Genomic DNA, 26,800 nt, shown 5'->3' with positions numbered 1-26,800 from the left:
CTGTTCGACGTTGAAGGGACCGACTGGTGACTGATCAGACCACTGCACAGATGCAGGAGTGGGCGGCCAAGCAGGACGCCGCAGAGAGGATGATCCCGGTCGTGGGTCGCCTCTACCGCAACAACGACGTGCTCCTCACGGTGTACGGCCGCAGCCTGTTGAACAAGTCGGTCAACGGCATCATCAAGGCGCACCGCTACGCGCGCCACTTCGACGGGACCGATCTCGACATCGCCGTCACCGGCGCGATCGTCGATGAGCTCGAGAGCCTCAACCTCGGATCCTGCCGGATCGACCTCGGTCGGCTCGCCGCGGACTACCGCGAGGCCGGCGACACCGACCTCACCGCGTTCCTCCGCGCCCAGCTCGCCGACGCGATCGGCGGCGCCGACGACGAGCAGCCGACCCCGCGGGACGTCGTCCTCTACGGCTTCGGCCGGATCGGCCGTCTGCTCGCCCGCATCCTCGTCGACCGCGCCGGGGGAACCGGCGTGCGCCTGCGCGCCGTCGTCGTGCGCCGCGGCGGCGACAACGACATCGTCAAGCGCGCCTCCCTGCTGCGCCGCGACTCGGTGCACGGCAAGTTCGACGGCACCATCGTCGTCGACCAGGAGAACAACACCATCCGCGCCAACGGTGTGCTCATCCAGGTGATCTACTCCGACGACCCGTCCTCGGTGGACTACACGCAGTACGGCATCACCGACGCGATCGTCGTCGACAACACCGGCAAGTGGCGCGACGAGGAGGGTCTCCGCAAGCACCTCGCGTGCCCGGGCGCCTCGAAGGTGCTCCTCACCGCTCCGGGCAAGGGCGACGTCAAGAACATCGTCTACGGCGTCAACAACGGCGACATCACCCCGGAGGACACCGTCGTGTCGGCCGCCTCGTGCACGACGAACGCGATCACCCCGGTCCTCAAGGTGCTCAACGACGAGTTCGGCGTGAAGAACGGCCACGTCGAGACCGTCCACTCGTTCACCAACGATCAGAACCTCATCGACAACTTCCACAAGGGCGAGCGCCGCGGCCGGGCCGCGGGCCTCAACATGGTCCTCACCGAGACCGGTGCGGCGAAGGCCGTCGCGAAGGCGCTCCCGGAGCTCGCCGGCAAGCTGTCGGGCAATGCGATCCGGGTGCCCACCCCGAACGTCTCGATGGCGATCCTCAACCTCAACCTCGAGCGCGAGACCACCGTCGACGAGCTCAACGGCTTCCTCCGCGACACCTCGCTGAACTCGCCGCTGCGCAACCAGGTCGACTACATCGCCTCCCCCGAGGTCGTCTCGACCGACTTCGTCGGCTCGAAGCGCGCCGGCGTGGTCGACGGCCTCGCGACGATCGTCGACGGGGACCGCGCGGTCGTCTACGTGTGGTACGACAACGAGTTCGGCTACTCGTGCCAGGTCGTCCGCTGCATCGCCGACATGGCCGGCATCGACACCCCCTCGTACCCCGCTCGCGGCTGAGCCATGGGCTTCGTCCTGGCGCTCGACGAGGGGACGACATCGACCCGCGCGGTCGTCTACTCCGAGGACGGCCGCGCGGTGGCGTCGAGCGCCCAGGAGTTCGCCCAGCACTTCCCCGCCACCGGCCTCGTCGAGCACGATGCCGCCGAGATCTGGCGGACGAGCCGCGAGGTCATCGGCCGGGTGATGGGCCAGGCCCAGCTCACCCATGACGACATCACCGCCCTCGGCATCACGAACCAGCGCGAGACCACGGTGCTGTGGGAGCGGGACACCGGGCGGCCCGTGCACCGGGCCCTCGTGTGGCAGGACACCCGCGGCGGCGAGCACGTCGCCGCCCTGTCGCCGCACGCCGAGGAGATCCGGGCGGTGACCGGGCTGCCCGTCAACACGTACTTCTCGGCGATCAAGCTCATGTGGCTGCTCGCCTCCGATCCGGAGCTGCGCGCCCGCGCCGAATCCGGTGAGCTCCTGTTCGGCACCATCGACACGTGGCTCATCTGGAACCTCACGGGCGGGGTCGACGGCGGTCTCCACGTCACCGACCCGACGAACGCCTCGCGCACGATGCTCATGGATCTCGCCTCGCGAACATGGTCGGACCGTATGCTCGAGCTCACCGGCATCCCGGCGGGGCTGCTCCCGCAGATCCGACCCTCGGTGGGCGACTTCGGCACGGTCGCCGCCCGCCAGCTCCTCGGCGGGGTCCCGATCACCGGGGTGCTCGGGGACCAGCAGGCCGCGGCGTTCGGCCAGTGCGCCTTCTCCCCCGGCGACACGAAGAACACCTACGGCACCGGGTGCTTCCTCCTCACGAACACCGGCACTCAGATCCGCACCTCGGAGCACGGCCTCGTGAGCACCGTCGCCTACGAGATCTCCGGGGCGGACCCGGTCTACGCCCTCGAGGGATCGATCGCGGTGGCCGGCTCGCTCGTCCAGTGGCTGCGCGACTCGCTCGGGACCATCCGCACCTCCGAGGAGGTCGAGGAGCTCGCGGCGAGCGTCCCCGATTCCGGCGACGTGTACTTCGTCCCGGCGTTCTCCGGGCTGTTCGCCCCGCGCTGGCGGCCCGACGCCCGCGGCACGCTCGTCGGCCTCACCCGCTTCTCGACGAAGGCCCACATCGCGCGCGCGGCCCTCGAATCGACGGCCTTCCAGACCGCCGAGGTGCTCACCGCGATGCGCGAGGACACCGGCTTCCCGATCCGGCGGATCCACGCCGACGGCGGGATGAGCGTCAACGATGCGCTCATGCAGTTCCAGGCGGACGTCGCCGACTGCACGGTCGTCCGCCCGCCGGTGGTCGAGTCCACCGCCCTCGGTGCGGCGTTCGCCGCGGGGATCGGTGCCGGCGTGCACGACGGCACCGCGGCCGTCGCCGCGTTCGCCCGCGAGGAGGCGACCTGGTCGCCCGCGATCGACGCGGACGAGCGCGCCCGCCTGCTCGGTCGCTGGGAGGCGGCGGTGGAGCGCTCGCTCGGGTGGGTGGAACAGGATCCGGCGGACTGATCCGCGATCCGGAGCCGCGCGCTCGGGTTCAGCGCGCGGAATAGCCCTTGGCGACGTCGACGGGGCTGAGCAGCGGCTCCCCGGCGATCCACCGGTCCCAGTTGTCCATGAACTGCGCCGCGAGCCGCTCTGTCCACCCGTGCGTGTCGCCGCTCAGGTGGGCGGTGATGACGGTGTTCGGGCACGTCCACAGCGGATGGTCCTCCGGCAGCGGCTCCTCGTCGACGACGTCGAGGCCGGCGCCGGCGATCCGCCCGGTGCGCAGCGCGTCGACGAGATCGGCGGTGACGACCGTCGCTCCGCGTCCGACGTTGATGAGCCGGGCGCGGGGCGGGAGCGCGGCGAGCACCTCCGCATCGATGAGGCCCGTGGTCGCTGGGGTGAGCGGAGCGATGTCGATGAGCCAGTCGATGTCGCCGACGTGGTCGGCGAGCCGCGCGGAGTCGAGGACCTCGCCGAAGTCCGGGTCGCCGGAGCGGGCGGCGGAACCGGCACCGCGCACCTCGACGCCGAGCGCGCGCAGCAGCCGCGCGGTCTCCCGGCCGATCGAGCCGACCCCGACGACGAGCGCGCGGGTCCCTGCGAGATCCTCGGTCTCCCGCCAGTGCCAGCGCCGCTCGGCCTGAAGCGCCAGCGAGCCCGGCAGGTCCTTGGCGAACGCGAGCACGAGGCCGAGCACGAACTCTGCGATCGGCCGGTCGAAGACCCCGCGCGCGTTCGTCACCCGGATCCCCGACTCCTGCAGCGCCGGGAACATCAGGGAGTCCACGCCCGCCGAGGCCGCGTGGATCCACTGCAGCGCATCGGCGGCGCTGAACGCGGCCTTGAGCGCCGGGGAGAAGAAGTCCCAGAGGAGGAGGGCGTCCGTGCCGGGCAGCGCCCAGGCGAGGCCGTCGGCGGTGGTCCACCGGACCTCGGCGTCGTCACTCAGCCGCTCGAACGCCGGCGGCCTGGGCCGGTCCTCGGCGGTGAGGATCGTCAGCACGGTCATCGTCGGCCCCCTCGCTCTCGACTGCGGCGTCGGCGTCTCCTGCCCGATCCACTCTAGCGGCGTCCGCCCGCCCCGTGGTGTCGCCGAGGTCGATGACATCGCGGTCGCCCTCGGGCTCGAGCGTCGTCGCGAGCGGCTTCTCCTCGAGGAGGAGGACCGCGACGAGACCGACGAGGACCAGCGGGCTGACCCAGAGGAACAGCGGCATGAGCGCGTCGTTGTACGCGGTGACGACGAGATCGTGGACCGGCCCGGGAAGCCCGGCGACCACCTCGGGGGTGAGCCGATTGGCCGCGCCCGCTCCCCCGGCGCCGGGCAGCTCGCCCGCCAGCCGGGTCATGAGGCGCTCGGTGAACATCGACCCGATGACGGCCATCCCGAGCGTCGCGCCGATCTGCCGGAAGAAGTTGTTCGAAGCCGTCGCGGTGCCGACCACGGCGACCGGGAAGGAGTTCTGCACGATGAGCACGAGGAGCTGCATCGTCAGCCCGAGCCCGAGTCCGAGCATCGCGAGATGGACGATCGACCAGTACGCAGGCGTGTCGGCCTGCATGAGCGACATGAGGACGAGGGACGCGAAGATCAGGACGAACCCGATGACCGGGTAGATCATGTAGCGCCCGGTCTTCTCGACGACGAAGCCCACGACGGTGCCGAAGACGAGCATGGTCGCCATCATCGGCACCATCATGAAGCCGGCGATCGTGGCGTCGATCCCGTGGACCATCTGGAGGTAGGTCGGCATGTAGCTCAGCACCCCGAACATCGCGACGCCGATGGTGAGGCCGGCGATCGTGCAGAGGATGAAGTTCCGCTCGCGGAACAGCCACAGCGGGATGATCGGCTCGCTCACCCGCCGCTCGACGAGGACGAACACCACGGCGGCGACGAGGGCGAGAGCGACGAGGCCGAGGATCACCGGGGAGGTCCACGCGAACTGGTGGCCGCCCCAGGCCGAGGCGAGGATCACCGAGGAGGTGAAGAGCGCGATGAGCGCCATGCCGGCGCCGTCGACCTTGGGCCGGGTGGCGTTCGCGGTGCGCGGGATGCGGAGGAAGACGACGGCGCAGAGGATGGCGAACAGGCCGAGGGGGAAGTTCATCGCGAACGCCCAGCGCCAGCCGGGACCCTCGGTGAGCCAGCCGCCGATGAGCGGCCCGGCGACGGAGGACACGGCGAACACCGATCCCATGATCCCCATGTACTTGCCGCGCCGGCGGGCCGGGACGACCGCGGCGATGATCGCCTGCGCGAGGATCATCATGCCGCCGCCGCCGATTCCCTGGAGGACGCGGCCGAGGATGAGCAGGCGCATGTCCTGGGCGATCATCGCGGCGAGCGAGCCGGCCATGAACATGACGATCGCGAAGATGAAGAGCGGCTTGCGGCCGAACAGGTCGCCGATCTTGCCGTAGATCGGCATCATCACCGTCGAGGCGAGCATGAACGCGGTGGACACCCAGAGCATGAGGTCGACCCCGTTGAGCTCGCCGACGATCGTCGGCAGGGCGGTGGCGAGGATCGTCTGGTTGAGCGAGAACATGAACATCGCGACCATGAGTCCGATGAACAGCAGGAGGATCGCGCCGGTCGACATCTCCTCGCCGGGGGCCGGGGCGGGACGGCGTTCGAGGCGCTTCATGCGGCGGGGCCCTTCATGACGTCGAGGAACAGGCGGATGGATCGGTCGAACACCGCGGGGTCCTCGCCCGCCTCCGCGCCGGCGTCGTCCCGCTCGGCCAGCTGCCGGGCGGCTGCGCGCAGCGGGGCGCTGCAGACGAGGACGATCATCTCGGCGATCGCCTCCGGGGACTCGGGGCTGTCGAACTCGAGATCGTGCTGTCGGATCCTCGTCGCGACGACCTCGGCGACCTGCGCCTCGAGTCGCCGGTTCTTCTCGAACTGGCGGCCCAGGAGCGAGGGGTGCGCGGCGAAGATTCGGCGCCGCAGACTCGCCACCTCGTCATCGTTGAAGGTGAGGAGGTACGCGGCGTGGAGGAGGCGCGCGACCTGTTCGGCGAGTTCGGCGCCGTCGGACGGGGCGACGAGGAAGCCGGCGATCGCCTCCTCGTCGAGCTCCTGCTCGGCGATGCCGACGACCGCGTCCTCCTTCGAGGCGAAGTAGTTGAAGAAGGTGCGGGTGGAGACCCCGGCCTCGGCGGCGATCGCGGCGATCGTGGCCTGATCGAGGCCGTGCGCGTGCACCTGGTTGACGGTGGCGACGTGGATGGCCCGCCGGGTGAGGCGGGGCTTCCGATCGCGCAGGGACTCCTCCGCCGGCGGTGCGGCGGTGTCCTGGGAAATGGTCATGACTCGATTTTGCACTCTGTGCAAACTTTCTTCAAGTGCATCTTTGCGCGTCGTGCAGTGACACGCCTCACCGCCGCGTCCGGCACCCGGGACCGGCGGACCGCCCGCGGTGGACCGGTGCACCGGGGACGCGGGTCCGCGGTGCATAATCGGACTGGATCGCCGATCGGACGGCGGCCGCACCCGTGGAGCATCCCAGGAGGACGCAGTGAGCACAGTCATCTGGATCGGCGAGAAGGACCGCGAGGTCCTCGACATCCTCGAGCAGGTATTCGCCTCCGAGCCCCGGGCGGAGCTTGTGATCCCGGAGGGCGACTCCCCCACCGACGCGGAGCTCGCCGAGGTCGAGGCGATCCTCAACGGCGCGGGGACGATCGGCGCGGACCTCATGGACGGCGCCCCGAAGCTCCGGATCATCCAGCGCGTGGGCGCCGGCACCGACGGCATCGACTTCGCCGCCGCAGCGCAGCGCGACATCCTCGTGGCGAACATGCCGGGAGCGAACTCGGTGGCCGTCGCGGAGCTCGCGATGGCCTCGCTCCTCGCCTGCGCCCGCCACCTTCCCGGCCTCGACGCGAACACCCGCGCCGGCACCTGGGCACCCAACGAGTGGCTCCACTCGAGCTACGAGCTGTCCGGCCGCAGGGCCGCGATCATCGGCCTCGGACACATCGGTCAGCTCCTCGCCCGCCGTCTCCGGGCGTTCGACATGGAGCTCGCGTACTACGACGTGTTCCGGCAGCCCGCAGAGGTCGAGCAGGAGATCGGGATCGAGTACCGCGAGCTCGCCGACCTGCTCCCCGGCGCCGACGTGCTGTCGATCCACGTCCCGCTCACCGACGAGACGCGCGGCCTCATCGGGGCCGAGGAGCTCGCGCTCATGTCCGATTCGGCGATCGTGCTCAACATGTCGCGGCCGGGGATCGTCGACGAACAGGCGCTCGCCGACGCCCTCCGTGCCGGTACGATCGCCGGGGCCGGGTTCGACGTCTTCACCGGCGAGCCCGACATCGCCGACAACCCGCTGCTCAGCGCGCCGAACGTCGTCGCCACCCCGCACGCGGGCGCGCAGACCCACGACACGGTGACCCGGGTCTTCACGAAGTCGCTCGCCAACGTCCTCACCCTCGCCGAGGGCGGCCGACCCGACCACGTCATCGACTGACCCCACCGAGCAATTTCCGAAGGTTCCTGAGAACGATTCCTTCGACTATTGCGATCTCGCGCCCGCCTCCGCTCTCACATGATCGAGCGGAGGCGGGCGCGCTGGCGTTCGAGGACCTGAAGCTGCTCGAGCAGCCGTCCGCTCGTCGCCCCGTCGGCCGGGTCGGCGCGCTGCAGGCGGGAATGGAGCTCGTCGGCGATGCGCACCATGTCCTTGTCGAACAGCCGGGCGATGATGCCCCGCGCATAGCGCTCGACCCCGTTCGCGTCCTCGGCGGGCAGCGGTTCGACGGCGAGCCGCCCGACGAATCCGCGGAGCTGCTCGGGCGCGGCCTCGAGGACCTTCTCCGGCCAGCTCGCGGGATCCGCCAGCCCCGTCCGGATGCCACCGGCCGCCTTCATCGCCTCGTGCACCGCCCGGTGTGCGGGGTCGGAGAACACCTTGCCGTTGAGGCCGTCGAAGAGCGTGGCGTTGACGAAGGTCGGCTGCTGGAGGGCGACCTGGAGCGCACCGCGCTCGACGCGCATCCCGGTGACGTCGACCGGTCCCCCGCCGAGCTCCTGCGCGTAGGTCTCGACGGCCGCTGCGGTCTCCGCCGGCGTGTCCTCGGCCGTCCGACGGCCCTGCCGGCCCGGGTGCCGCTGCGGACCGTCGGCCCTGCGCGCGTCCCCCTCGCCCCGTCCGCCGCTGCGGCGCTGAGCGGTGCGCACCGCCCGGGCGACCTCGGCGGGATCGACGCCGATGTGCCCGGCGACGAAGCGCTCGTAGCCCGGCCGCATCGCGGAGTCCCGGATCTGCGCGATGACCGGGGCGGCGGCGCGCACCGCCCCCACGCGGCCCTCGACGGTGCTCAGGTCGAAGCGGTCGACGCTCGAGGTCAGCGCGAACTCGAACAGCGGGCGGCGCGACTCGATGAGGGCGCGGACGGCCGCATCGCCCTGCGCCTGCCGGAGATCGCAGGGATCCATGCCCGAGCGCTCGACGGCGACATAGGTCTGGGCGACGAAGTGCTGGTCCTCCTCGAAGGCCTTGAGCGCGGCCTTCCGGCCGGCTTCGTCGCCGTCGAAGGTGAAGACCACCTCGCCGCTGTGCGCCTGGTCGTCGCCGAGGAGCCGCCGGGCGATCTTGATGTGCTCGGCGCCGAACGCGGTGCCGCAGGTCGCGACCGCCTGCTCGACCCCGGCGAGGTGGGCGGCCATGACGTCGGTGTAGCCCTCGACGATGACGATCCGCTTGGTGCGGGCGATCGAGCGCTTCGCGAGATCGAGGCCGTAGAGGACCTGGTTCTTCCGGTAGAGCGCGGTTTCCGGGGTGTTGAGGTACTTGGGTCCCTGGTCGTCGTCGAACAGCCGGCGCGCGCCGAACCCGATGGTGCGTCCGGTGACGTCCCGGATCGGCCACACGAGCCGCCCGCGGAACCGGTCGTACACGCCGCGCCGCCCCTGGCTCACGAGCCCGGAGGCGATGATGTCGTCGGTGACGTAGCCGCGGCCGCGCAGGTGGCCGAGCAGCGCGTCCCAGGACTGCGGCGCGAAGCCGACTGCGAAGGTCGTGCGCGCGTCCTCGTCGAAGCCGCGCTCGGCGAGGTACTCGCGACCGATCCGCGCCCCCGGACCGGCGAGCTGCTCGCGGAAGAAGTCGGCGGCCACCTGATGCATCTCGAGGAGGCGCTGCCGGGTGCCCGCGGCCTCGCGGTCCGGACCGCGCCCGTCCTCGTAGCGCAGCTGCACCCCGGAGCGCTCCGCGAGGCGCTCGACCGATTCGACGAAGGTCATCCCGTCGATCTTCTGGAGGAACGCGAACACGTCGCCGCTCTCGCCGCAGCCGAAGCAGTGGTACATCCCCACCTGGGGCCGCACGTGGAACGAGGGCGTGCGCTCGTCATGGAACGGGCACAGGCCCTTCATCGATCCGACGCCGGCGCTCTTGAGCGTGACGTACTCGCCGACGACCTCGTCGATCCGGGTCCGCGACCGGACCTCGTCGATGTCCTCGCGGCGGATGAGGCCGGCCACTAGAGGAGGCTCGCTTCGTCGGCCTGCATCCGGTGGTAGGCGGCCCAGGCGGAGTGGTCGGTGAGCGAGGCGATCTGATCGACGACGATGCGCAGCCGTTCGGCGTCGGACTCCGCGGCCCGGTGGTCGAGGAGGAACATCGGGTCCATCGCCTCGGGCCGCTCGGAGAAGTACTCGCCGAGCGCGGTGAGGACCCGGGCCTGGATGCGCTGGAGGCGCAGGCGGTCCTCGGCGACCATGACGGTGACGGTCGCGAGTCCCTTGAGCACCGCGATCTCGTGGCGGGTCGTCTCGGGGACGACGAGATCGCCGTCGTAGCGGCCGAGCGGCTCCCAGCCGAACTCCTCGCGGGTGGCGGCCTCCGCGGCGCCGGCGAACCGGCCGATGAGCTGGCTCGTCATGTGCTTGAGCCCGGCCTGCGCGCGGCGCGAGCCGTCGTAGCGCTCGCGCGGCCAGTACGCCGCCGCCTGGAGGCGGTCGAGCGCGGAGACGATCTGCTCGTCGCGGGCCGCGGGGAGGTACCACGAGCGGGTGATGTCGATGAGGCCGCCGAGCGCGTGGTCGTTGCGGTAGGCGAACAGGTCGAGGTGCCCGGCGAACACCGCGTCCTCGACGTCGTGGACGGAGTAGGAGATGTCGTCGGCGAGGTCCATGAGCTGGGCCTCGATGCACCGGCGGGTGTCGGTGCGCCCATCGCGGAAGAACGTGAACACCGGGAGGTCGTCGGCGTAGACCCCGAACTTCCGGAGGGGCGCGCCGGAGGTCGGCTCGACCGGCGAGTCGTCGCGCGACCACGGGTACTTCGTGCAGGCGTCGAGCGTCGCGCGGGTGAGGTTGAGCCCGGCCGAGTCGCCGTCGGGGGTAATGACCTTGGGCTCGAGGCGGGTGATGATCCGCAGGGTCTGCGCGTTCCCCTCGAAGCCGCCGATGTCGCGGCACAGCTCGTCGAGGACGGTCTCCCCGTGGTGTCCGAACGGCGGATGGCCGAGGTCGTGGCTCAGGCACGCGGTGTCGACGACGTCGGGGTCGCAGCCGAGGTAGCGGGCGAGCTCGCGGCCCACCTGGGCGACCTCGAGGGAGTGCGTGAGGCGCGTCCGGACGAAGTCGTCGCTGCCCGGGGACACCACCTGGGTCTTGGCGCCGAGCCGGCGCAGGCCCGAGGAGTGGAGCACGCGGGCGCGGTCGCGCTGGAACGCCGACCGACGGGGGTTCTTCGCCGACTCCGGCACCCACCGCTCCTGGTCATGGGCGGAGTACTCGGCGAGCCCGCCCGGGATCCCGCTCACCCTCAGCCTCCCGACACGTCGAGCTCGGCGAGCGCGAGGTCGGCCAGCCGGGAATCCTCCATCGACCGGGAATCGAGCCAGCCGTCGGGCAGGTGGGGCCGCTTGGGCCGCGTGGTGCGCCCGCGCGAGCCCTCCGCATCGCTCCCGGGGTACGGTGCGCTCGCGTCGAGCCGGTCGAGGTGCTCGCGGAGCTCGGCGAGCGAGGAGACCATGGCGAGCGCCCGGCGGACCTCGCCTCCGACGGGGTAGCCCTTGAAGTACCAGCTCATGTGCTTGCGGAGGTCGCGCACGCCGTAGAACTCGTCCCCGTAGTACTCGGAGAGGTAGACGCCGTGGGTGTGGACGGCCTCGGCGACCTCGCCGAGGCCCGGGCGGATCCTCTCCGGATTGCCGGCGAATGCCGCGGCGAGGTCGCCGAACAGCCAGGGTCGGCCCTGGCACCCGCGGCCGATGACGACGCCGTCGCAGCCGGTCCGGTCCATCATCGCCAGCGCGTCCTCGGCGGCGAAGATGTCCCCGTTGCCGAGCACCGGGACGGTGTCGCCGAGGGAGTCCTTGAGGCGGGCGATCGCGTCCCAGTCCGCAGTGCCGGAGTAGAGGTCGGCCGTGGTGCGGCCATGGAGGGTGATCGCCGCGACGCCGGCGTCGCGCGCGATCCGCCCGGCGTCGAGGTAGGTGAGGTGGTCGGCGTCGATCCCCTTGCGCATCTTCACGGTGAGCGGGATCCCGCCGCGCGCGGCCTCGCGCACCGCGGTGGTGACGATCGCGGTGAAGAGATCGGTCTTCCACGGCAGCGCCGAGCCCCCGCCCTTGCGGGTGACCTTGGGGACGGGGCAGCCGAAATTCAGGTCGATGTGGTCCGCGCGGTCCTCCTCCACGAGCATCCGCACCGCCTGCCCGATCGTCACCGGGTCGACGCCGTAGAGCTGCACCGAGCGCGGGGTCTCGTACGGCTCGTGGTGGATGATCCGCATGCTCTTGGGGCTGCGCTCGACGAGCGCGCGGCTCGTCACCATCTCGGTGACGTAGAGGCCCGCGCCGTACTCGCGGCACAGGCGGCGGAACGCGGTGTTGGTGATCCCGGCCATCGGGGCGAGCACGACGGGCGAGGACAGCTCGATCGGCCCGATCCGCAGCGCGGGGCGCGCGGAGGGCGCCGCGGCGGTCTCGGGGGCACGGGTGAGGGATGCAGCAGTCACCCGACCATTCTCCCATTCCGAGTCAAACCGGACCCCGTCGTCCACAGGCGGGCGGATCCGGGGCTAGCATCGAGCACATCCCCGGCGATCGGACACCCCATGATCCTGCTCCTCCCCCTCCTCCTCACCACCGCGTGCGTGCGCCTGCTCGCACGCGTGCTCGTCCCCCGCGGCGTCGACCGGGCAGCGCACTGGGACTCCTGGCCGGCGGCGGCCGCGGCGGGCATGGCGATGGTCTACCTCAACACCGCGGCGACCCATTTCATCGAGCCCCAGCGATCGGGGCTGATCGCGATCGTCCCGGGCTTCCTGCCCCGGCCCGAGCTGCTCGTCACCCTGACGGGGATCATCGAGCTCGTTCTCGCTGTCGCCCTGCTGATCCCGCGCACCCGGCGACCGGCGGCCTGGGCCTCCGTCCTCCTCCTGCTCGCGCTGTTCCCCGCCAACGTCGTGGCCGCGGCCGGGGTCGACCATCCCGCGGCCCCGTCGACGCCGATGCTCCCCCGCGCACTCCTCCAGCTCGTGCTCATCGGGTTCTCCGCGGCCGCCGCGCTGCGCCGGCGGCGGGTCAGTCCTCCCGCGGCGGATTGAAGGCGGGGATGCCGGTGAGGTGGGCGCCGAGGATGAGCGTGTGGACCTCGTCGGTGCCCTCGTAGGTCCGCACCGCCTCGAGGTTGTTCGCGTGGCGCTGCGGCGAGTGCTCCGCCGACACCCCGTTGCCCCCGAGGATCGTCCGGGCCTCCCGGCAGATCGCGATCGCGTCGCGGGTGTTGGCGAGCTTGCCCACGGAGATCTGCACCGGGTCGAGCTCGCCGGCGTCCTTGAGGCGGCCGGTGCGCTCGGCGACGAGCAGTCCGCGCTGGATGTCGAGCGCCATGTCGACGAGCTTGCGCTGGGTGAGCTGGAAGGATGCGATCGGCGCCCCGAACTGCTCGCGCTCGAGCGCATAGCCGCAGGCGGTCTCGTAGGAGTCGCGGGCGGCGCCGAGCACGCCCCACATGATCCCGTAGCGGGCATCGTTGAGGCAGGTGAACGGCCCGGAGAGGCCCTCGGCCCCGGGAAGGCGGGCGGAGTCGGGGACCCGCACGTCGGTGAGCTCGATCTCGCACTGGATCGAGGCGCGCATCGCGAACTTCGGCTCGATCGCGGTCGCGGCGAACCCGGGGGAATCGGTGGGGACGACGAAGCCGCGCACGCCGTCCTCGGTCCGCGCCCAGATCACCGCGAGCTGCGCGATCGTCGCCAGTCCGATCCATCGCTTGCGCCCGCTGATGATCCAGTCGTCGCCGTCGCGCCGGGCCACGGTCTCCATCGAGGACGGGTCGGATCCGGCGTTCGGCTCGGTGAGCCCGAAGCAGCCGATGACCTCGCCGCGGGCCATTGCGGGGAGGTGCTCGGCCTTCTGCTCCGCGGAGCCCCAGTGATGGATGGCGCCCATCGCGAGCGAGCCCTGGACGGACACGAAGGTCCGGATCCCGGCGTCGGCGGCCTCGAACTCGAGCGAGGCGAGCCCGTAGTCGACGGCGCTGCGCCCCGGGCAGCCGGGGGAATCGAGATGGATGCCGAGGTAGCCGCGCGATCCCATCTCCGCGACGATCTCGCGGGGGAACTCCGCGCGCTCGAACCAGTCGGCGACGTGCGGCCGGATCGCCTCGTCGACGAAGCCGCGCACCTCGTCGCGGAAGGCGAGCTCGGCGGAGCTGAACAGGGAATCGAGGCCGAGGAGGTCCGCGCGGGTGCGGATGTCGGACGTGCGCTGCTCGGACGGTGCGGACATGGCGTGCTCCTTCGTCGGGTGCGCGGCGCGCCCGGGGCCCGCGCGACACGCTGTGGATCTCGTCCGGTCCAGTCTGTCACGGTGCGTATTAGTGTGGCTGGGGATCTCGCACGCCGACGCGACCGGGAGGGGAGGACGTCCGATGACCGCTCTGCTCGCCGCCGCGCCGATCCTCCTCGCGTTCGCCGTGCTCCTCCTCGGCCGTCCGGCGACGTGGGCGGCCGCGGCGGGGCTCGCCGCCGCGGTCCTCGTCGCGGTGCTCGCGTTCCCCGCTCCGCTGCCCGCGCTGACAGCGAGCGCCGCGGACTACGCTCCCCTCGTCGTCGAGGTCCTCCTCATCCTCCTGTTCGGCATGGCGCTCGCCCGTCTCCTCGAGGCGAGCGGGGCGATGGCGATCCTCTCCACCGGGCTCCGGGCCGTCTCGACCTCCCGGGCCGGCGGCACCGCCCTCCTCGTCTTCGGGGTCGTCCCGTTCGCCGAATCGGTCACCGGCTACGGGATCGGCGTCACCGTCGGCGTCCCGGCCCTCGTCCACCTCGGGCACTCCGTCCCCCGTGCGGCGCTGCTCGGGCTCCTCGGCCTCATCGCCGTGCCGTGGGGCGCGCTCGGCCCGGGCACGGCCGTCGCCGCCTCCCTCGCCGGGCTCGGCCTCGACGAGCTCGGCGTCGCGACCGCGCTCGTCAACGTCATCCCGGTGCTCGTCGCGGTGGTCGCGGTGAGCATCCTGTGCGGTGCGCGCACCGACTTCCGGGTCGCCGTCCCGCAGGCGGTCGGCGGCCTCGTGCTGTTCGCCGGCGTCCTCGGGGCCAACCTCCTGTTCGGCACTCCCCCGGCCGGCATCCTCGGGTCGCTCGCGGTCATCGCGGTGCTCCTCGGCTGGGCGCGCCTGCGCGGCGCCGCAGCACCCCGCGTGCCGCACATGCTGCGCGCCGCCCTCCCCTACCTCGTCCTCACCGCGGGGGTGCTCGGCGCACAGCTCCTCGCCGGACTCCGCGCCGCGTGGTGGACGGAGCTGCTCGCCTCGCCCCCGGTGTGGCTCGCCCTCGCGTGCGCCGTCGCCGTCCCGGCCGCTCCCGGCCCGGTGGACGGGCCGGCCGTCCTCGCCCGGGCCGCGCGCGCCTGGGTCCCGGTCGGGGCGGCGACCGGTCTCTTCATGGTCCTCGGCTGGCTCATGACGACGACCGGGATGAGCACCGCGATCGGCTCCGCGCTCGCCGTCCTCGGGGCGGCTCCGGGGCCGGTGCTCCTCGCCCTCGGGGGCATCCTCACCGGCTCGAACACCGGGGCGAACGCGATGTTCGCCGGTACCGTCGCAGCCCTCGCGGAGACCACCGGCGGCTCGACGCTCGGTCTCGTCGCGCTCGGCAATGCGGCCGGCGCGTTCGCGAACATCGCCACTCCGCCGCGCGTGGCGCTCGCAGTGCAGATCGGGGCCGGCGACGCGCCGCGGGACGACGCCGCGCGCGCCGCCCTCGCACGCGACACCGCCTGGGTGCTGCGGCGTGCGCTGCTGTGCGTCCTCGCCGCGACCGTGCCGTTCGCCGCGGCGGCCGCCGTCATCGGCTGACCGGTTCCTCTCGTGCGGCGCCGGTCCGGCCCCGCTCCCCCGAGCGGACGACGACGGCGGCGATGAGCGTCGTCGCCGGGATCGCGAGGACGAGGCCGATCGAGCACACGAGCAGGCTGACGACCTCGATCGCGAGGTCGCCGAGGGTGAGCGATTCGAGGAACGGCCGCGAGGACGACGCGACGAGGAGGAGGACGGTGAGCCCGCCGCCGGCGAAGGCGAAGGCGATGGTGTAGACCGTGGAGGCGATGTGGTCGTGGCCGATCCGCATGGCCGAGGCGAACAGCTCGCGCACGCGGGCCTGCGGCCGGGCGAGCGCGAGCTCCCACACCGCGGCCGCCTGGGTGATCGTCACGTCGTTGAGCACGCCGAGGCCGGCGACGAGGATGCCGCACACGACGAGGTCACCGGTCGACACCCCGGCCGACCACGACAGGACGTACGTCTCCTCCGAGTAGATCCCGGCGAGCCGGGCCCAGCGCGTCCACAGCGCACCGAGCACCCCGGTCACCGCGACCCCGGCGAGCGTGCCGATCAGCGCGGTCGTCGTCCGCGCGGAGAAGCCGTGGGCGAGGTAGAGGACGACGAGCATGATGAGGCCGGCGGCGACCATCCCGACGAGCACCGCCGGGGAGCCGGCGAGGAGCGCGGGGAGCATGAAGACGAGCATGACGACGAAGGCGAACACGAGGCCGAGGAGCGCCCGCAGCCCGCGCATCCCCGCCACGAGCACGACGAGCAGCGCGTACACCGCGGCGAGCACGCCGAGGGAGAGGTTGCGGTCGAAGTCGACGAACACGTAGTCCGCCGCGCCCGGATCGTTCGGACCGGCGGAGCCGCCGGGCGGCGCGGCGTCCGCGGGTCCGGTGACGGCCTCGGCCGCGGGGTCGGAGTCGAGGCCGGCATCCATCGCGATCGCCTTGACCGTGTCGCCGGGCGCGATGCCTGCGGCCATCGCCTCGGGCGGCACGTAGAGCGAGCCCTCGGTCCCGTCGATCTCGGCGGTGATCGCCGCACAGCCGGTCGACTCCGCGTCGGGGCACTTCCGTAGATCGACCATCGTCACCGTCCCGGAGACGTAGCTCACCCCCTCCCCGAGCGCCGCGGGGTCCCAGGCGGCGCGGTCCTCCCCCGCCGGCCACAGGAGCACGAGCCCGGAGACGACGAGGACCGCCAGCGGGACGAGGAGTCCCAGCATGACGGTCCAGGCGCGCCGCGAGGCCCGCGGAGCCCGCTCACGGGTCACGAAGTGCATCGCGGCCCGGCGGCTCAGCCGGCGAGGTCGGCCGCGAGGTGGTCGACGACCTCGGCGAGCGGGACGCGCTCCTGCGACATGTCGTCGCGGCGGCGGATCGTCACCGCATCGTCGTCGAGGGTGTCGAAGTCGACGGTGATGCAGAAGGGCGTGCCGATCTCGTCCTGCCGGCGGTAGCGGCGGCCGATCGCACCGGCGTCGTCGAAGTCGACGTTCCAGCGCTGGCGCAGCTGCGCGGCGAGCTCCTTGGCCTTGGGCGAGAGCTTCTCGTTGCGGCTCAACGGCAGCACCGCGGCCTTGACCGGGGCGAGGCGCGGGTCGAGCTTGAGCACGATCCGCTTGTCGACGCCGCCCTTGGTGTTCGGCGCCTCGTCCTCGGTGTAGGCGTCGACGAGGAACGCCATCATCGACCGGGTGAGGCCGAAGGACGGCTCGATGACGTACGGGGTGTAGCGGGTTCCCGAGGCCTGGTCGAAGTACTGCATCTTGTGCCCGGAGTGCTCGGTGTGGTTGCCGAGGTCGAAGTCGGTGCGATTGGCGATGCCCATGAGCTCGCCCCACGCGCCGCCCTGGAACCCGAACCGGTACTCGATGTCGACGGTGGCCGCCGAGTAGTGGGCGCGCTCGCCGTCGGGGACGTCGAACCGGCGCATGTTGTCCGGGTCGATGCCGAGGTCGACGAACCAGTCCCAGCAGGCCTCGACCCACTCGTGGTAGAACTTCTCCGCGTCGTCGGGATGGGTGAAGTACTCGATCTCCATCTGCTCGAACTCGCGGGTGCGGAAGATGAAGTTGCCCGGCGTGATCTCGTTGCGGAAGGCCTTGCCGATCTGCCCGATGCCGAACGGCGGCTTGCGCCGGTTCGCGGTGACGACGTTGGCGAAGTTGACGAAGATGCCCTGCGCGGTCTCCGGCCGGAGGTAGTGGAGGCCCTCCTCGTTGTCGACCGCACCGAGGTAGGTCTTCATGAGCCCGGAGAACTGCTGGGGCTCGGTCCACGCACCCTCCTGGCCGGTCTCGGGGTCGCGGATGTCGGCGAGGCCGTTCTCCGGCTCCCGGCCGTGCTTGGCGACGTAGGCCTCGATGAGGTGGTCGGCGCGGTAGCGCTTGTGGGTGTGGAGCGACTCGACGAGCGGGTCGACGAAGGTCTCGACGTGGCCGGAGGCCTCCCAGACCGTGCGCGGGAGGATGATCGAGGAGTCGAGGCCGACCATGTCCTCGCGCCCGCGCACGAAGTTCTGCCACCACAGGGCCTTGATGTTCTCCTTGAGCTCGACGCCCAGCGGGCCGTAGTCCCAGGCCGAACGGGATCCGCCGTAGATCTCACCTGCCTGGAACACGAAGCCGCGCCGCTTGGCCAGGGTGATGACGGAATCCAATGTCGATGCCACAGATGTCTCCTCGGTTCGGGGGCGAACGGCTGGCTGTCGTCCGCATGCCCGTCCAGCGTATCGAATGGCGCTGACCGCGGCTCGCGCGCCGGCGGGCTGCGGACCGTGTGTCTTCGCTCACCTCGGGCGCTCTCGGCCGGGTTCGGCGCCGGGCGGCATGTAGACTGGACGCACACCCAAACCTTTCCGCCGTCACGGTGCCAGGGACCCCGCCGGTGTGTGCCGCGGGACCCGTCGACGCACGAAGCGCCGGATGCTCCCGCATCCACGGGCCGACGGCACCGGCCGGTCGCTGCTCACGTGTTCCGCAGTTCGGCTGCGCATGGGTCGATCGCCAATTCCGTCCACTGCGATCAAGTGTGTGCCGAACCGCGAAGAGAGTTCCGTGATGTCCGCTGAGGATACGACCACCCCTGCCCCCACCGATTCCGCCGCCGCGGGCACCGCGCCCGTCGCCGAGGAGCTGCCCCCGTTCGACTCGTTCGATCTCGACCCCGCGGTCCTCGCCGCGGTCGCCGACCTCGGCTACGAGACGCCGTCCCAGATCCAGGCGCAGACGATCCCGCTGCTGACCTCCGGGCGCGACGTCATCGGCCTCGCGCAGACCGGCACCGGCAAGACCGCCGCCTTCGCGCTCCCGGTGCTCAGCCACCTCGCGCACGCCGGGCGCGCCCAGGAGGGCCCGTTCGCCCTCGTGCTCACCCCCACCCGCGAGCTCGCGCTCCAGGTCGCCGAGGCGTTCACGAGCTTCGCCGCGCACCTGCCGGACTTCTCCGTGCTGCCGATCTACGGCGGCCAGTCCTACGGCCCGCAGCTCGGCGGCCTCAAGCGCGGCGCGCAGGTCGTCGTCGGCACGCCCGGTCGCGTCATCGACCATCTCAAGCGGGGCTCCCTCAAGCTCGGCGACCTCCGCCACCTCGTCCTCGACGAGGCCGACGAGATGCTCAAGATGGGCTTCCAGGAGGACATCGAGGAGATCTTCGCCCAGGCCGGCACCGCCCGGCAGGTCGCGCTGTTCTCCGCGACCATGCCGAAGTCGATCCACCGGATCACCGGCCAGTACCTCACCGACCCCGCCGAGGTGCGGGTGAAGTCGAAGACGACGACGGGGGCGAACATCCGGCAGCGGTTCCTCACCGTCATGCACTCCCACAAGCTCGACGCCCTCACCCGGATCCTCGAGGTCGAGTCCTACGACGGCATCATCATGTTCGTCCGCACGAAGCAGGCCACCGAGGAGCTCGCCGACAAGCTCCGGGCCCGCGGCCTGTCGGCCTCGGCGATCAACGGCGACATCCCGCAGCAGGCGCGCGAGCGCACCGTCGAGCAGCTCCGCAGCGGGGCGATCGACATCCTCGTCGCCACGGACGTCGCCGCACGCGGTCTCGACGTCGAGCGGATCTCGCTCGTCGTCAACTACGACATCCCGCACGACACCGAGTCCTACGTCCACCGGATCGGCCGGACCGGCCGGGCCGGCCGCTCCGGCGAGGCGATCCTCTTCGTCACCCCGCGGGAGAACCACCTCCTGCGCCAGATCGAGAAGGCGACCCGGCAGCGGGTCGAGCCGCTCACCCTGCCGACGGTCGAGCAGCTGACCTCCACCCGGATCGAGCGGTTCCAGAACCGCATCACCGAGGCGCTGTCGACCCTCGACCTCGCCGAGGTCCGCCCCGTCATCGAGCAGTACGAGCAGGCGCACGACGTCCCGGCCTCGGAGATCGCCGCCGCACTCGCCGTGCTCCTCCTCGACGGGGAGTCGCTCACCGCCCAGCCGCTGCCCGAGCCCAAGGCCCGCAAGCAGCGCGAGGACCGCGGCGACCGCGGACCGCGGTCCCCGCGCTCCCGCGAGGGGATGCGGACCTACCGCCTCGCAGTGGGACGCAACGAGCGGGTGCAGCCCGGCGGCATCGTCGGCGCGCTCGCGAACGAGGGCGGCCTGACCTCGGGACAGATCGGACACATCGACATCCGGTCGAACCACTCCCTCGTCGACCTGCCCGACGACCTCCCGCAGACGGTCTTCGACCGGCTCGCGAACACCCGCGTCCAGGGCAAGCGGATCGACCTGCGCCCCGACACCGGGCGTCCGGGCCGGCCGTTCAAGAAGAAGTCCTTCGACAAGCAGCCCGGCGAGGGCCGCAAGTTCCGCCAGGAGCCCGGCGGTCGGAAGGGCTTCTACCGCGGCGGCAAGGGCCCGGGACGCTGATCCCCGCCGCCGGCCGTCGCTGACCGGCATCGCCCCGCGGACATGCCGCCCGTCTAGGATGGGCGGCATGTCCGTCGCCGTCTCCGCGCTCTTCCGCTACCCGGTCAAGGGATTCCCGGCCGAGAAGCTCGCCGTCGGCACGCTGCGGACGGGATCCGGGTTCGACGGCGACCGCGCGGCGGCGTTCAGCAGCGGCCGCTCCCCCGTCCCCGCCGGCGTCTGGAGCGAATACCGCGGATTCTCCGTCCTCAAGTCGGACCCGAGCCTGCAGGCGTGGGGCGTCGACTCCGTCGGCACCGCGATCACGCTGCGCGCCCCGGACGGTGAGGCGACCTCCTTCCGCACCGACGACCCGGTGTCGCGGGAGGCGGCCTCGGAGTTCCTCGCCGCGCGGCTCACTGCCCGGGGACCGCACCCGCGCCGGCTCGTCGTCGCCGACCAGGGGATGTTCGACTCGCGTCCCTCCGGCGTGTCACTCATCAACCCCGCCACGGTCGCGGCGCTGTCTGCGGCCGCCGGCATCGACCTCGACCCGCTCCGGTTCCGCGGCAACGTCCACCTCGCGAATCTCCCGCCGTTCGCCGAGTTCGGCCTCATCGGCACCGTGGTGCGGCTCGGCGGCGCCCGGCTGTGGATCCGGTCGTCGATCGAACGGTGCCCGGCCACCCGCGTCGACCCGACCACCGCGGTCGACGACGTCAACGTCCCTCGCCTCCTCGCGGGCATCCTCGGGCACCTCCACTGCGGCATCTACGGGGTCGTCCTCGACGGCGGGGAGGTGCGCCCCGGGGATGCGCTCACCGTCCTCGACGACCTCGGCCCCGCGGTGCCCGCCGGGCTCGATCCGAGCCTCGCGAAGCCGGGCACGACGCCCCGCTGCGCCACGGTCCTCGAGACCGCCGCCGACGCCTCCCCCTCCGGCGGTCCCGGGCAGGTGCGGATGCGGCTGCGCGACGACCGCGGCTGGTTCGCCGGCGCCTACCGCCCGGGCATGCACGTGCGGGTCCACCTCACCCCGCCGGACGGCCCGCTGTGGCGCACCTACACCGTCACCCGGGCCGCAGGCTCCGAGTTCGAGCTCGGCGTGGGCATCGACGGCGCGGGATCCCGGGCGCTCACCGGGCTGCCGACCGGAGCCCCGGTCCTCGTGTCCGGGCCGTTCGGCCGCCTCACCGCGGACACCCTCACCGGAGGGCGCACGATCGTCCTCACCGCGGGCATCGGCATCACCGCCGCATTCGGACTGCTGCCCGGCCTCCCCGCCGCGCGACCGGTCCGCCTCGTCCACGTCGAGGCGTCCCCGGAGCCGAGCGGCTTCGCCCGTCGGCTCGCCGCTGCGGCGGAGGGACGGCCGGGGACCTCGGTGACCCGCTGGTCGACGGCGGTGCGCGGCCGCCCGGGTGCCCGCGAGCTCGCGGCCGTGCTCGACGACGTCAGTGACCGCGCGGATGCCCCGACCGCTGCCGATCTCGTCCTGTGCGGGCCGTCGAGCTTCGTCGTCGCCGCCGAGGAGGCCGCGCGGCTCGCGGGCATCTCCCCCGAGCGCGTCCACCGTGAGGTGTTCGGCTCCCCGCGACCCCTCGACGCGCACGGGGACGACGACCTGTCGGCCTGGGCGCCGGCCGCGGTCCGGACCGCCTCCGGCGCGGAGATCCGGTGGGAGCCGGCAGCGGGATTCCTCCTCGACGCGCTCGAGGCCGCCGGGGTCGACGCCCCGAGCTCGTGCCGGGGCGGGTCGTGCGGGACGTGCGTGCTCCGCCTCGATGCGGGACAGGTCGCCTATCCGGTCGAACCGGCCGCGGTGGTCGCCGACGGCGAGGTCGTCACGTGCGCGGCGGTGCCCGACGGCGACGTCGTCCTCGGGATCTGAGCGGCGGGCGCGCGGCCGTCGGGCCTCAGGTCTGCGCGGTGCGATCGACCGCGCCGCCGAACCGACGGTCGCGGCGAGCGTACTCCTCGATCGCCGCCCACAGCGTGCGCCGGTCGACGTCGGGCCACAGCACGTCCTGGAACACGAGCTCGGCGTACGCCGCCTGCCAGAGGAGGAAGTTCGAGGTCCGCTGCTCCCCGGAGGACCGGAGGAACAGGTCGACGTCGGGCACCTCGGGCGAGTAGAGGCGGCGCGCCAGGGTCTTCTCGGTGATCTTCCCGGGGGTGATCCGGCCGGCCGCGACGTCGGCGGCGAGGGAATTCGCGGCGTCGACGATCTCGGCCCGGCCGCCGTAGTTCACGCAGAACTGGAGCACGAGCCCGGTGTTGTTCCGCGTCATCTCCTCCGCGGCCTCGAGCTCGGCGATGACCGAGCGCCACAGCCGCCCCCGGCGGCCCGACCACACGATGCGCACGCCGAGCGCAGCGAGCTCGTCGCGGCGGCGCCGGATGACGTCGCGGTTGAAGCCCATGAGGAAGCGCACCTCGTCCGGGGAGCGCTTCCAGTTCTCCGTCGAGAAGGCGTACGCGGAGAGGTTCTCGACGCCGATCTCGATCGCCCCGTGGATGACCTCGAGGAGCGCGAACTCGCCGGCCCGGTGGCCCTCGGTGCGCGGCAGCCCCCGGTCGTTGGCCCAGCGCCCGTTGCCGTCCATGACGACGGCGACGTGACGGGGCACGAACTTCCGCGGGATCGCCGGCGGACGGGCTCCCGAGGGGTGCGGCGGCGGGACGGAGGGGTGGGTGCTCATGCGTTCTCCAGGACGGTGAAGGACTTGACGTGGCGCTCGAGGTGCCACTGGACGTAGAGGGTGACGAGCCGGGAGGCCTCGGCGGCGTGGTGGGGCGCGGTCGCCTCCGCCCGCTCCCAGTCGCCGGTGAGCAGCGCCGCGAGGTGGAGGATCGTCTCCGTGGTCGGCAGCGCGGTGCCCTGCTGGCGGCACGCCGAGCACACCGCTCCGCCGAGTGCGGGCGAGAAGGCGCGGTGCGGTCCGGGTGCGCCGCACTGGGCGCAGTCGCGCAGGCTCGGCGCCCAGCCGGCGACCGCCATCGCGCGGAGCAGATACGCGTCGAGCGCGAGCCGGGGCGGGTGCTCGGCGCGGCACAGCGAGCGGATCGCGGACACGAGGAGGAGGTACTGGGCGCGGGAGCGGGGTTCGGCCTCGGTGAGACGGGTGCACGTCTCGGCCATGACGTTCGCCGCGGAGTACGTGTCGTAGTCGGCGCCGATCGCCCGCGCGAACGGCTCGATGAGCTCGACCTGGGTGACGACGTCGAGGCTGCGGCCCACGTGGCACTGGACGTCGACGAGCATGAAGGGCTCGAGCCGGGAGCCGAACCGGGACTTCGTGCGCCGGATGCCCTTGGCGACCGCCCGCACGAGGCCGTGGTTCCGGGTGAGGATGACGACGATGCGGTCGGCCTCGCCGAGCTTGTGCCCGCCGACCACGATCCCCTCGTCCCGGTACTGTCTCATCGCTCCATTATCCGCGCCCGGGACGGACAGCGGTCGACGCACACGCCGGGATGCCCCGGCGTGTGCGTCGACCGTGCGCGGATCGTGCTCTCAGTCCTGGCGGACGGCGCGGTTGACGGCGCTGATGACCGCCTTGAGCGAGGACTTCGTGATGTTCGGGTGGAGACCCGCGCCCCACAGCACCCGGTCGCCCACCGCGAGCTCGACGTAGGACGCCGCGACGGTGTCCGCTCCGGTGCCCACCGCGTGCTCGGTGTAGTCCTGGAGCCGGATGTCGAGGTCGAACTGATCGGTGAGGAGGTTGACGAGCGCGTTGATCGGGCCGTTGCCGCGGCTCTCGTAGGTCCGCTCCTGGCCGTCGACGAGCAGGTCGACCTCGATGGTCTCGGTGTTCTTCGTCGTCGCCTCGTCGGTGATGTTCGCCGAGGTCGTCTTCAGACCCATGATCTTGAACCGGCCCCAGGCCTCCGCGGCCTGGTCGTTGGGCAGGTACTCGTCGTTGAAGATCCGCCAGATCTCCGGGGCGGAGACCTCGCCGCCGGACTCCGAGCGCGACTGCACGACCTGGGAGAACTCGACCTGGAGGCGACGCGGCAGCTCGAGGCCGTGCTCGGTCTTGAGCAGGTAGGACACCCCGCCCTTGCCGGACTGCGAGTTGACCCGGATGACCGCCTCGTAGGTGCGGCCGAGGTCCTTCGGATCGACCGGCAGGTAGGGCATGTCCCATTCCATCTGCTCGATCGGCACGCCCTGGGCGCGGGCGCGGGATTCGCGGTCGGCGAACGCCTTGTTGATCGCGTCCTGGTGCGAGCCGGAGAAGGACGTGAACACGAGGTCGCCGCCGTAGGGGTGGCGCTCGTGGACGCCGATCTGGTTGCAGTGCGTGACCGTGCGGATGACCTCGTCGATGTCGGAGAAGTCGAGCTGCGGGTCGATGCCCTGCGAGTACAGGTTGAGGGCCACGGTGACGAGGTCGAGGTTGCCGGTGCGCTCGCCGTTGCCGAACAGGCAGCCCTCGATCCGGTCGGCGCCGGCCATGAGGCCGAGCTCGGCGGCGGCGACCCCGGTGCCGCGATCGTTGTGCGGGTGGAGGGAGACCGCGACGTCCTCGCGGTAGGGCATGTGCCGGCAGAACCACTCGATCTGGTCGGCGTAGGTGTTCGGGGTGCCGCGCTCGACGGTGGCGGGCAGGTTGACGACGGTCTCGCGGCCGGCGCCGGGCTGCCACATGTCGAGGACGTTGCCCACGACGTCGAGGGCGAACTCCGGTTCGGTGTCGACGAAGATCTCCGGCGAGTACTCGTAGCCGAAGTCGGCGTCGCCGAGCAAGCTCTCGGCGTGCTTCATCACCGCCTGCGTGCCGCGCATCGCGATGTCGCGGGTCTCGTCGAAGCCGTCGCCGTCGAACCCGAAGACGACCTTGCGGAACACCGGGGCGGTGGCGTTGTAGAGGTGGACGGTCGGCATCTTCGCGCCGACGAGGCTCTCCATGGTCCGTTCGATGAGGTCCTCGCGGGCCTGGGTGAGCACGGAGATCCGCACGTCGTCGGGGATCGCGTCCTCTTCGATGATCTGGCGGACGAAGTCGAAGTCGGGCTGGCTGGCGGCCGGGAAGCCGACCTCGATCTCCTTGAATCCGAGCTTGACGAGCAGGTCGAACATCCGGCGCTTGCGGTCCGGGGTCATCGGGTCGATGAGCGCCTGGTTGCCGTCGCGCAGATCGGTGCTGAGCCAGCGGGGGGCCTCGGTGATGCGCTGGTCCGGCCACGTGCGGTCGTGCATGTCGATCCGGATGCGGTCGAAGAACGACTTGTACTTGGCGTAGGGCATCGGGCTGGGCTTCTGGAAGTTGGTCACTGGAGGATCCTTCATCTGTGGGTGGCGACCGACAGCATCGACTCCGCGACGAGGATGCGGCCTGTCTCAGGCCTCGCCGCGGCAGTGAAGAAGGAGAAGCGCCTGCCTGCTCATGGTGCTCACCCTATGCCCTTCGGAGACCGAGGTCACGCGACCCGCCCACCATGTGGGACGCCGGGGCCGAGGAGCACGGCGGCTCAGTTGGTGAAGTCGGCCCCGGCGCGGGCGAGGCTGAACCCGCGGCCGGTGGTGTCCGAGGTGCAGGACATGCCGTCGCGCTCGGATGTGCACGTCATGCCGTGGGCGGAGATCGACTCCCCGTAGGCCAGCGGTTCGGCAGCGGCCGGGGCGGGCGCCTCGGCGCACGAGAAGCCGGCGCCCTCGGAGTCGGCGACGACGATGCCGCCCCAGTTCTCGACCTGGCAGTCGGCCGGCCGCTCCGGGGGTTCGTAGTCGAAGCTCGCGATGACGCAGCGCGCCCGCTCGGCGTCGATCGTGCACGTGATGTTGCCCGAGGGGGCGGCGAACGCGCGGACGTCGGCCGGGGTGCTCGGCGCCGCGGTGGGCTCCGTGCTCGGGTCCGCGGGCTCCTCGGCGACCGGCGGCGGGGCCGGCTGCGCCTCGTTCGCGCCGTCGCCGGGGCCGCTGAGCGCATCGAACAGGATGTAGCCGATGATGCCGGCGACGAGGAGCGCGGCGATGACGATGACGGCGATCGCAGCCCCTGGCAGCCCGGAGCGCTTCCGGGAGGGTGCCCCGGCCGCAGCACCGCCGCCCGGTCCTGCCGGGCCGGGGAACTGCGGACCGGCGGGCTGCGGACCGGCACCCCATCCGGCGGCGCGGTGGTCCCCGCCGACCGCGGGCGGCACCGGCGGGGGCGGCGGAACGGCCGGGCCGGACGGTGCGGCCTGCGCGGCGGTGCCCGGCCAGCGGTTCGCGGGGGCCTGCTGCGCGGCCCAGGCGGAGTGCGCGGCGGTGGCGCGCGGCGCCTCGGCGGCCGGCTGCGCGCGCGGGCCGTCGAGCCGGTCGTCATGGGTCTCCGCCGCGATCTGCTCGAGCTCCTCGAGGCTGAGGACCCGCGTCGACTCCCCGCCCGGCGCGTCCGGGTCCCCGCCTCGGCGGAGGCGTTCGATCTCGTCGCGGCCGAGCACCTGGGTGTCCTCGGTGGGCGGCGTGGGCTTGGCCTGGCCGACGAACAGCTGCGTGGTCAGGGAGTCTTCCGGCGGCGCACCGGGTGCCGGCCGCCGGCGCGGCGGTCGACGATCGGGCGGAGGAGGAATGCTCATGGGAGACCAGTGTAGACACCGACGCCCGCCGCGCACGGTCGGACCGGGTCGCGGCCCCGCCGCATCCATGGCCCCGTGTCGGCGCGCGCCCGTGCAGCGGGGACG

At 72.1% G+C, this 26,800-nt stretch carries 20 protein-coding genes; 7 read left to right on the top strand and 13 right to left on the bottom strand.

The features are described from left to right. Nucleotides 1–26 precede the first annotated feature (26 nt). Nucleotides 27–1,469 (top strand): glyceraldehyde-3-phosphate dehydrogenase, encoded by a 1,443-nt coding sequence (locus C1A17_RS00840; RefSeq protein WP_101649830.1) that lies wholly within the window; start codon nucleotides 27–29, stop codon nucleotides 1,467–1,469. 3 nt (nucleotides 1,470–1,472) lie between these two features. Then, nucleotides 1,473–2,981: a glycerol kinase GlpK gene (gene glpK / locus C1A17_RS00835; RefSeq protein WP_101649828.1), complete on the top strand. Its 1,509-nt coding sequence runs from the start codon at nucleotides 1,473–1,475 to the stop codon at nucleotides 2,979–2,981. 28 nt (nucleotides 2,982–3,009) lie between these two features. On the opposite strand, the gene C1A17_RS00830 is transcribed toward glpK, so the two are convergent. The 3 genes from C1A17_RS00830 to C1A17_RS14125 are packed head-to-tail and all read right to left on the bottom strand — an operon-like array spanning nucleotide 3,010 to nucleotide 6,282. Next, complete coding sequence (locus C1A17_RS00830; RefSeq protein ID WP_101649826.1) at nucleotides 3,010–3,972, bottom strand: D-2-hydroxyacid dehydrogenase; 963 nt, start codon at nucleotides 3,970–3,972, stop codon at nucleotides 3,010–3,012. After that, nucleotides 3,905–5,614 (bottom strand): MDR family MFS transporter, encoded by a 1,710-nt coding sequence (locus C1A17_RS00825; protein WP_101649824.1) that lies wholly within the window; start codon nucleotides 5,612–5,614, stop codon nucleotides 3,905–3,907. The genes C1A17_RS00830 and C1A17_RS00825 overlap by 68 nt, the downstream gene beginning before the upstream one ends. Then, nucleotides 5,611–6,282 carry a TetR/AcrR family transcriptional regulator gene (locus C1A17_RS14125; protein WP_180953176.1) on the bottom strand — a complete coding sequence of 224 codons (672 nt, stop codon included), beginning with the start codon at nucleotides 6,280–6,282 and terminating at the stop codon, nucleotides 5,611–5,613. Before C1A17_RS14125 ends, C1A17_RS00825 begins: the two co-directional genes overlap by 4 nt. A 208-nt stretch (nucleotides 6,283–6,490) precedes the next feature. Between C1A17_RS14125 and C1A17_RS00810 the strand changes: the two genes are divergently transcribed. Then, nucleotides 6,491–7,447, top strand: a complete 957-nt coding sequence (locus tag C1A17_RS00810; protein WP_180953175.1) for a 2-hydroxyacid dehydrogenase — start codon at nucleotides 6,491–6,493, stop codon at nucleotides 7,445–7,447. Nucleotides 7,448–7,521: 74 nt separating this feature from the next. Here the strand turns inward: C1A17_RS00810 and dnaG are convergent, their stop codons facing one another. From dnaG to dusB, 3 genes are read right to left on the bottom strand one after another with little or no spacing between them, the layout of a single operon-like run. Beyond that, the gene (gene dnaG / locus C1A17_RS00805) at nucleotides 7,522–9,462 is read right to left on the bottom strand and encodes a DNA primase (RefSeq protein WP_101649818.1); all 1,941 of its coding nucleotides are present in this window, start codon (nucleotides 9,460–9,462) and stop codon (nucleotides 7,522–7,524) included. Continuing rightward, on the bottom strand, nucleotides 9,462–10,748 hold the full coding sequence (locus tag C1A17_RS00800; RefSeq protein WP_245873357.1) for a deoxyguanosinetriphosphate triphosphohydrolase: 1,287 nt from the start codon (nucleotides 10,746–10,748) through the stop codon (nucleotides 9,462–9,464). The genes dnaG and C1A17_RS00800 overlap by 1 nt, the downstream gene beginning before the upstream one ends. Before the next feature lie 2 nt (nucleotides 10,749–10,750). Next, complete coding sequence (dusB, locus tag C1A17_RS00795) at nucleotides 10,751–11,947, bottom strand: tRNA dihydrouridine synthase DusB (protein ID WP_101649817.1); 1,197 nt, start codon at nucleotides 11,945–11,947, stop codon at nucleotides 10,751–10,753. 99 nt (nucleotides 11,948–12,046) lie between these two features. On the opposite strand from dusB, the gene C1A17_RS00790 reads away from it, so the two are divergent. After that, nucleotides 12,047–12,538, top strand: a complete 492-nt coding sequence (locus C1A17_RS00790) for a DoxX family protein (RefSeq protein ID WP_245873355.1) — start codon at nucleotides 12,047–12,049, stop codon at nucleotides 12,536–12,538. Here C1A17_RS00790 and C1A17_RS00785 read toward each other — a convergent pair. Then, complete coding sequence (locus tag C1A17_RS00785) at nucleotides 12,516–13,724, bottom strand: acyl-CoA dehydrogenase family protein (RefSeq protein ID WP_101649815.1); 1,209 nt, start codon at nucleotides 13,722–13,724, stop codon at nucleotides 12,516–12,518. The genes C1A17_RS00790 and C1A17_RS00785 overlap by 23 nt on opposite strands. A 142-nt stretch (nucleotides 13,725–13,866) precedes the next feature. Between C1A17_RS00785 and C1A17_RS00780 the strand changes: the two genes are divergently transcribed. Beyond that, entirely contained in the window at nucleotides 13,867–15,291 is a 1,425-nt protein-coding gene (locus C1A17_RS00780; protein WP_101649813.1) for an L-lactate permease, read from the top strand. Here C1A17_RS00780 and C1A17_RS00775 read toward each other — a convergent pair. Together C1A17_RS00775 and C1A17_RS00770 are read right to left on the bottom strand one after the other, a co-directional pair. Continuing rightward, entirely contained in the window at nucleotides 15,281–16,537 is a 1,257-nt protein-coding gene (locus C1A17_RS00775; protein ID WP_180953174.1) for a YibE/F family protein, read from the bottom strand. The genes C1A17_RS00780 and C1A17_RS00775 overlap by 11 nt on opposite strands. Before the next feature lie 23 nt (nucleotides 16,538–16,560). Then, entirely contained in the window at nucleotides 16,561–17,937 is a 1,377-nt protein-coding gene (locus C1A17_RS00770; protein ID WP_101649809.1) for a glycine--tRNA ligase, read from the bottom strand. Nucleotides 17,938–18,325: 388 nt separating this feature from the next. Between C1A17_RS00770 and C1A17_RS00765 the strand changes: the two genes are divergently transcribed. Further along, nucleotides 18,326–20,146, top strand: coding sequence for a DEAD/DEAH box helicase (locus C1A17_RS00765; RefSeq protein ID WP_101649807.1), 1,821 nt, complete (start codon nucleotides 18,326–18,328; stop codon nucleotides 20,144–20,146). Between the two features lie 67 nt (nucleotides 20,147–20,213). Further along, nucleotides 20,214–22,016 carry a 2Fe-2S iron-sulfur cluster-binding protein gene (locus C1A17_RS00760; protein ID WP_101649805.1) on the top strand — a complete coding sequence of 601 codons (1,803 nt, stop codon included), beginning with the start codon at nucleotides 20,214–20,216 and terminating at the stop codon, nucleotides 22,014–22,016. A gap of 25 nt (nucleotides 22,017–22,041) precedes the next feature. Here C1A17_RS00760 and C1A17_RS00755 read toward each other — a convergent pair whose 3' ends face one another. From C1A17_RS00755 to C1A17_RS00740, 4 genes are all read right to left on the bottom strand, one after another. Next, nucleotides 22,042–22,827, bottom strand: coding sequence for an isoprenyl transferase (locus C1A17_RS00755; protein ID WP_101649804.1), 786 nt, complete (start codon nucleotides 22,825–22,827; stop codon nucleotides 22,042–22,044). After that, nucleotides 22,824–23,552: a DNA repair protein RecO gene (gene recO / locus C1A17_RS00750; RefSeq protein ID WP_101649803.1), complete on the bottom strand. Its 729-nt coding sequence runs from the start codon at nucleotides 23,550–23,552 to the stop codon at nucleotides 22,824–22,826. The genes C1A17_RS00755 and recO overlap by 4 nt, the downstream gene beginning before the upstream one ends. Nucleotides 23,553–23,642: 90 nt before the next feature. Continuing rightward, the gene (leuA, locus tag C1A17_RS00745) at nucleotides 23,643–25,409 is read right to left on the bottom strand and encodes a 2-isopropylmalate synthase (RefSeq protein ID WP_101649801.1); all 1,767 of its coding nucleotides are present in this window, start codon (nucleotides 25,407–25,409) and stop codon (nucleotides 23,643–23,645) included. Nucleotides 25,410–25,606: 197 nt separating this feature from the next. Further along, entirely contained in the window at nucleotides 25,607–26,695 is a 1,089-nt protein-coding gene (locus C1A17_RS00740) for a DUF6636 domain-containing protein (protein WP_146000563.1), read from the bottom strand. Nucleotides 26,696–26,800 lie beyond the last annotated feature (105 nt).

Source organism: Brevibacterium ihuae (assembly GCF_900184225.1).
Taxonomy (GTDB): domain Bacteria; phylum Actinomycetota; class Actinomycetes; order Actinomycetales; family Brevibacteriaceae; genus Brevibacterium; species Brevibacterium ihuae.
The sequence above is the reverse complement of the archived record's forward strand: the minus strand, read 5'-3'. Positions and strand labels throughout refer to the sequence as shown.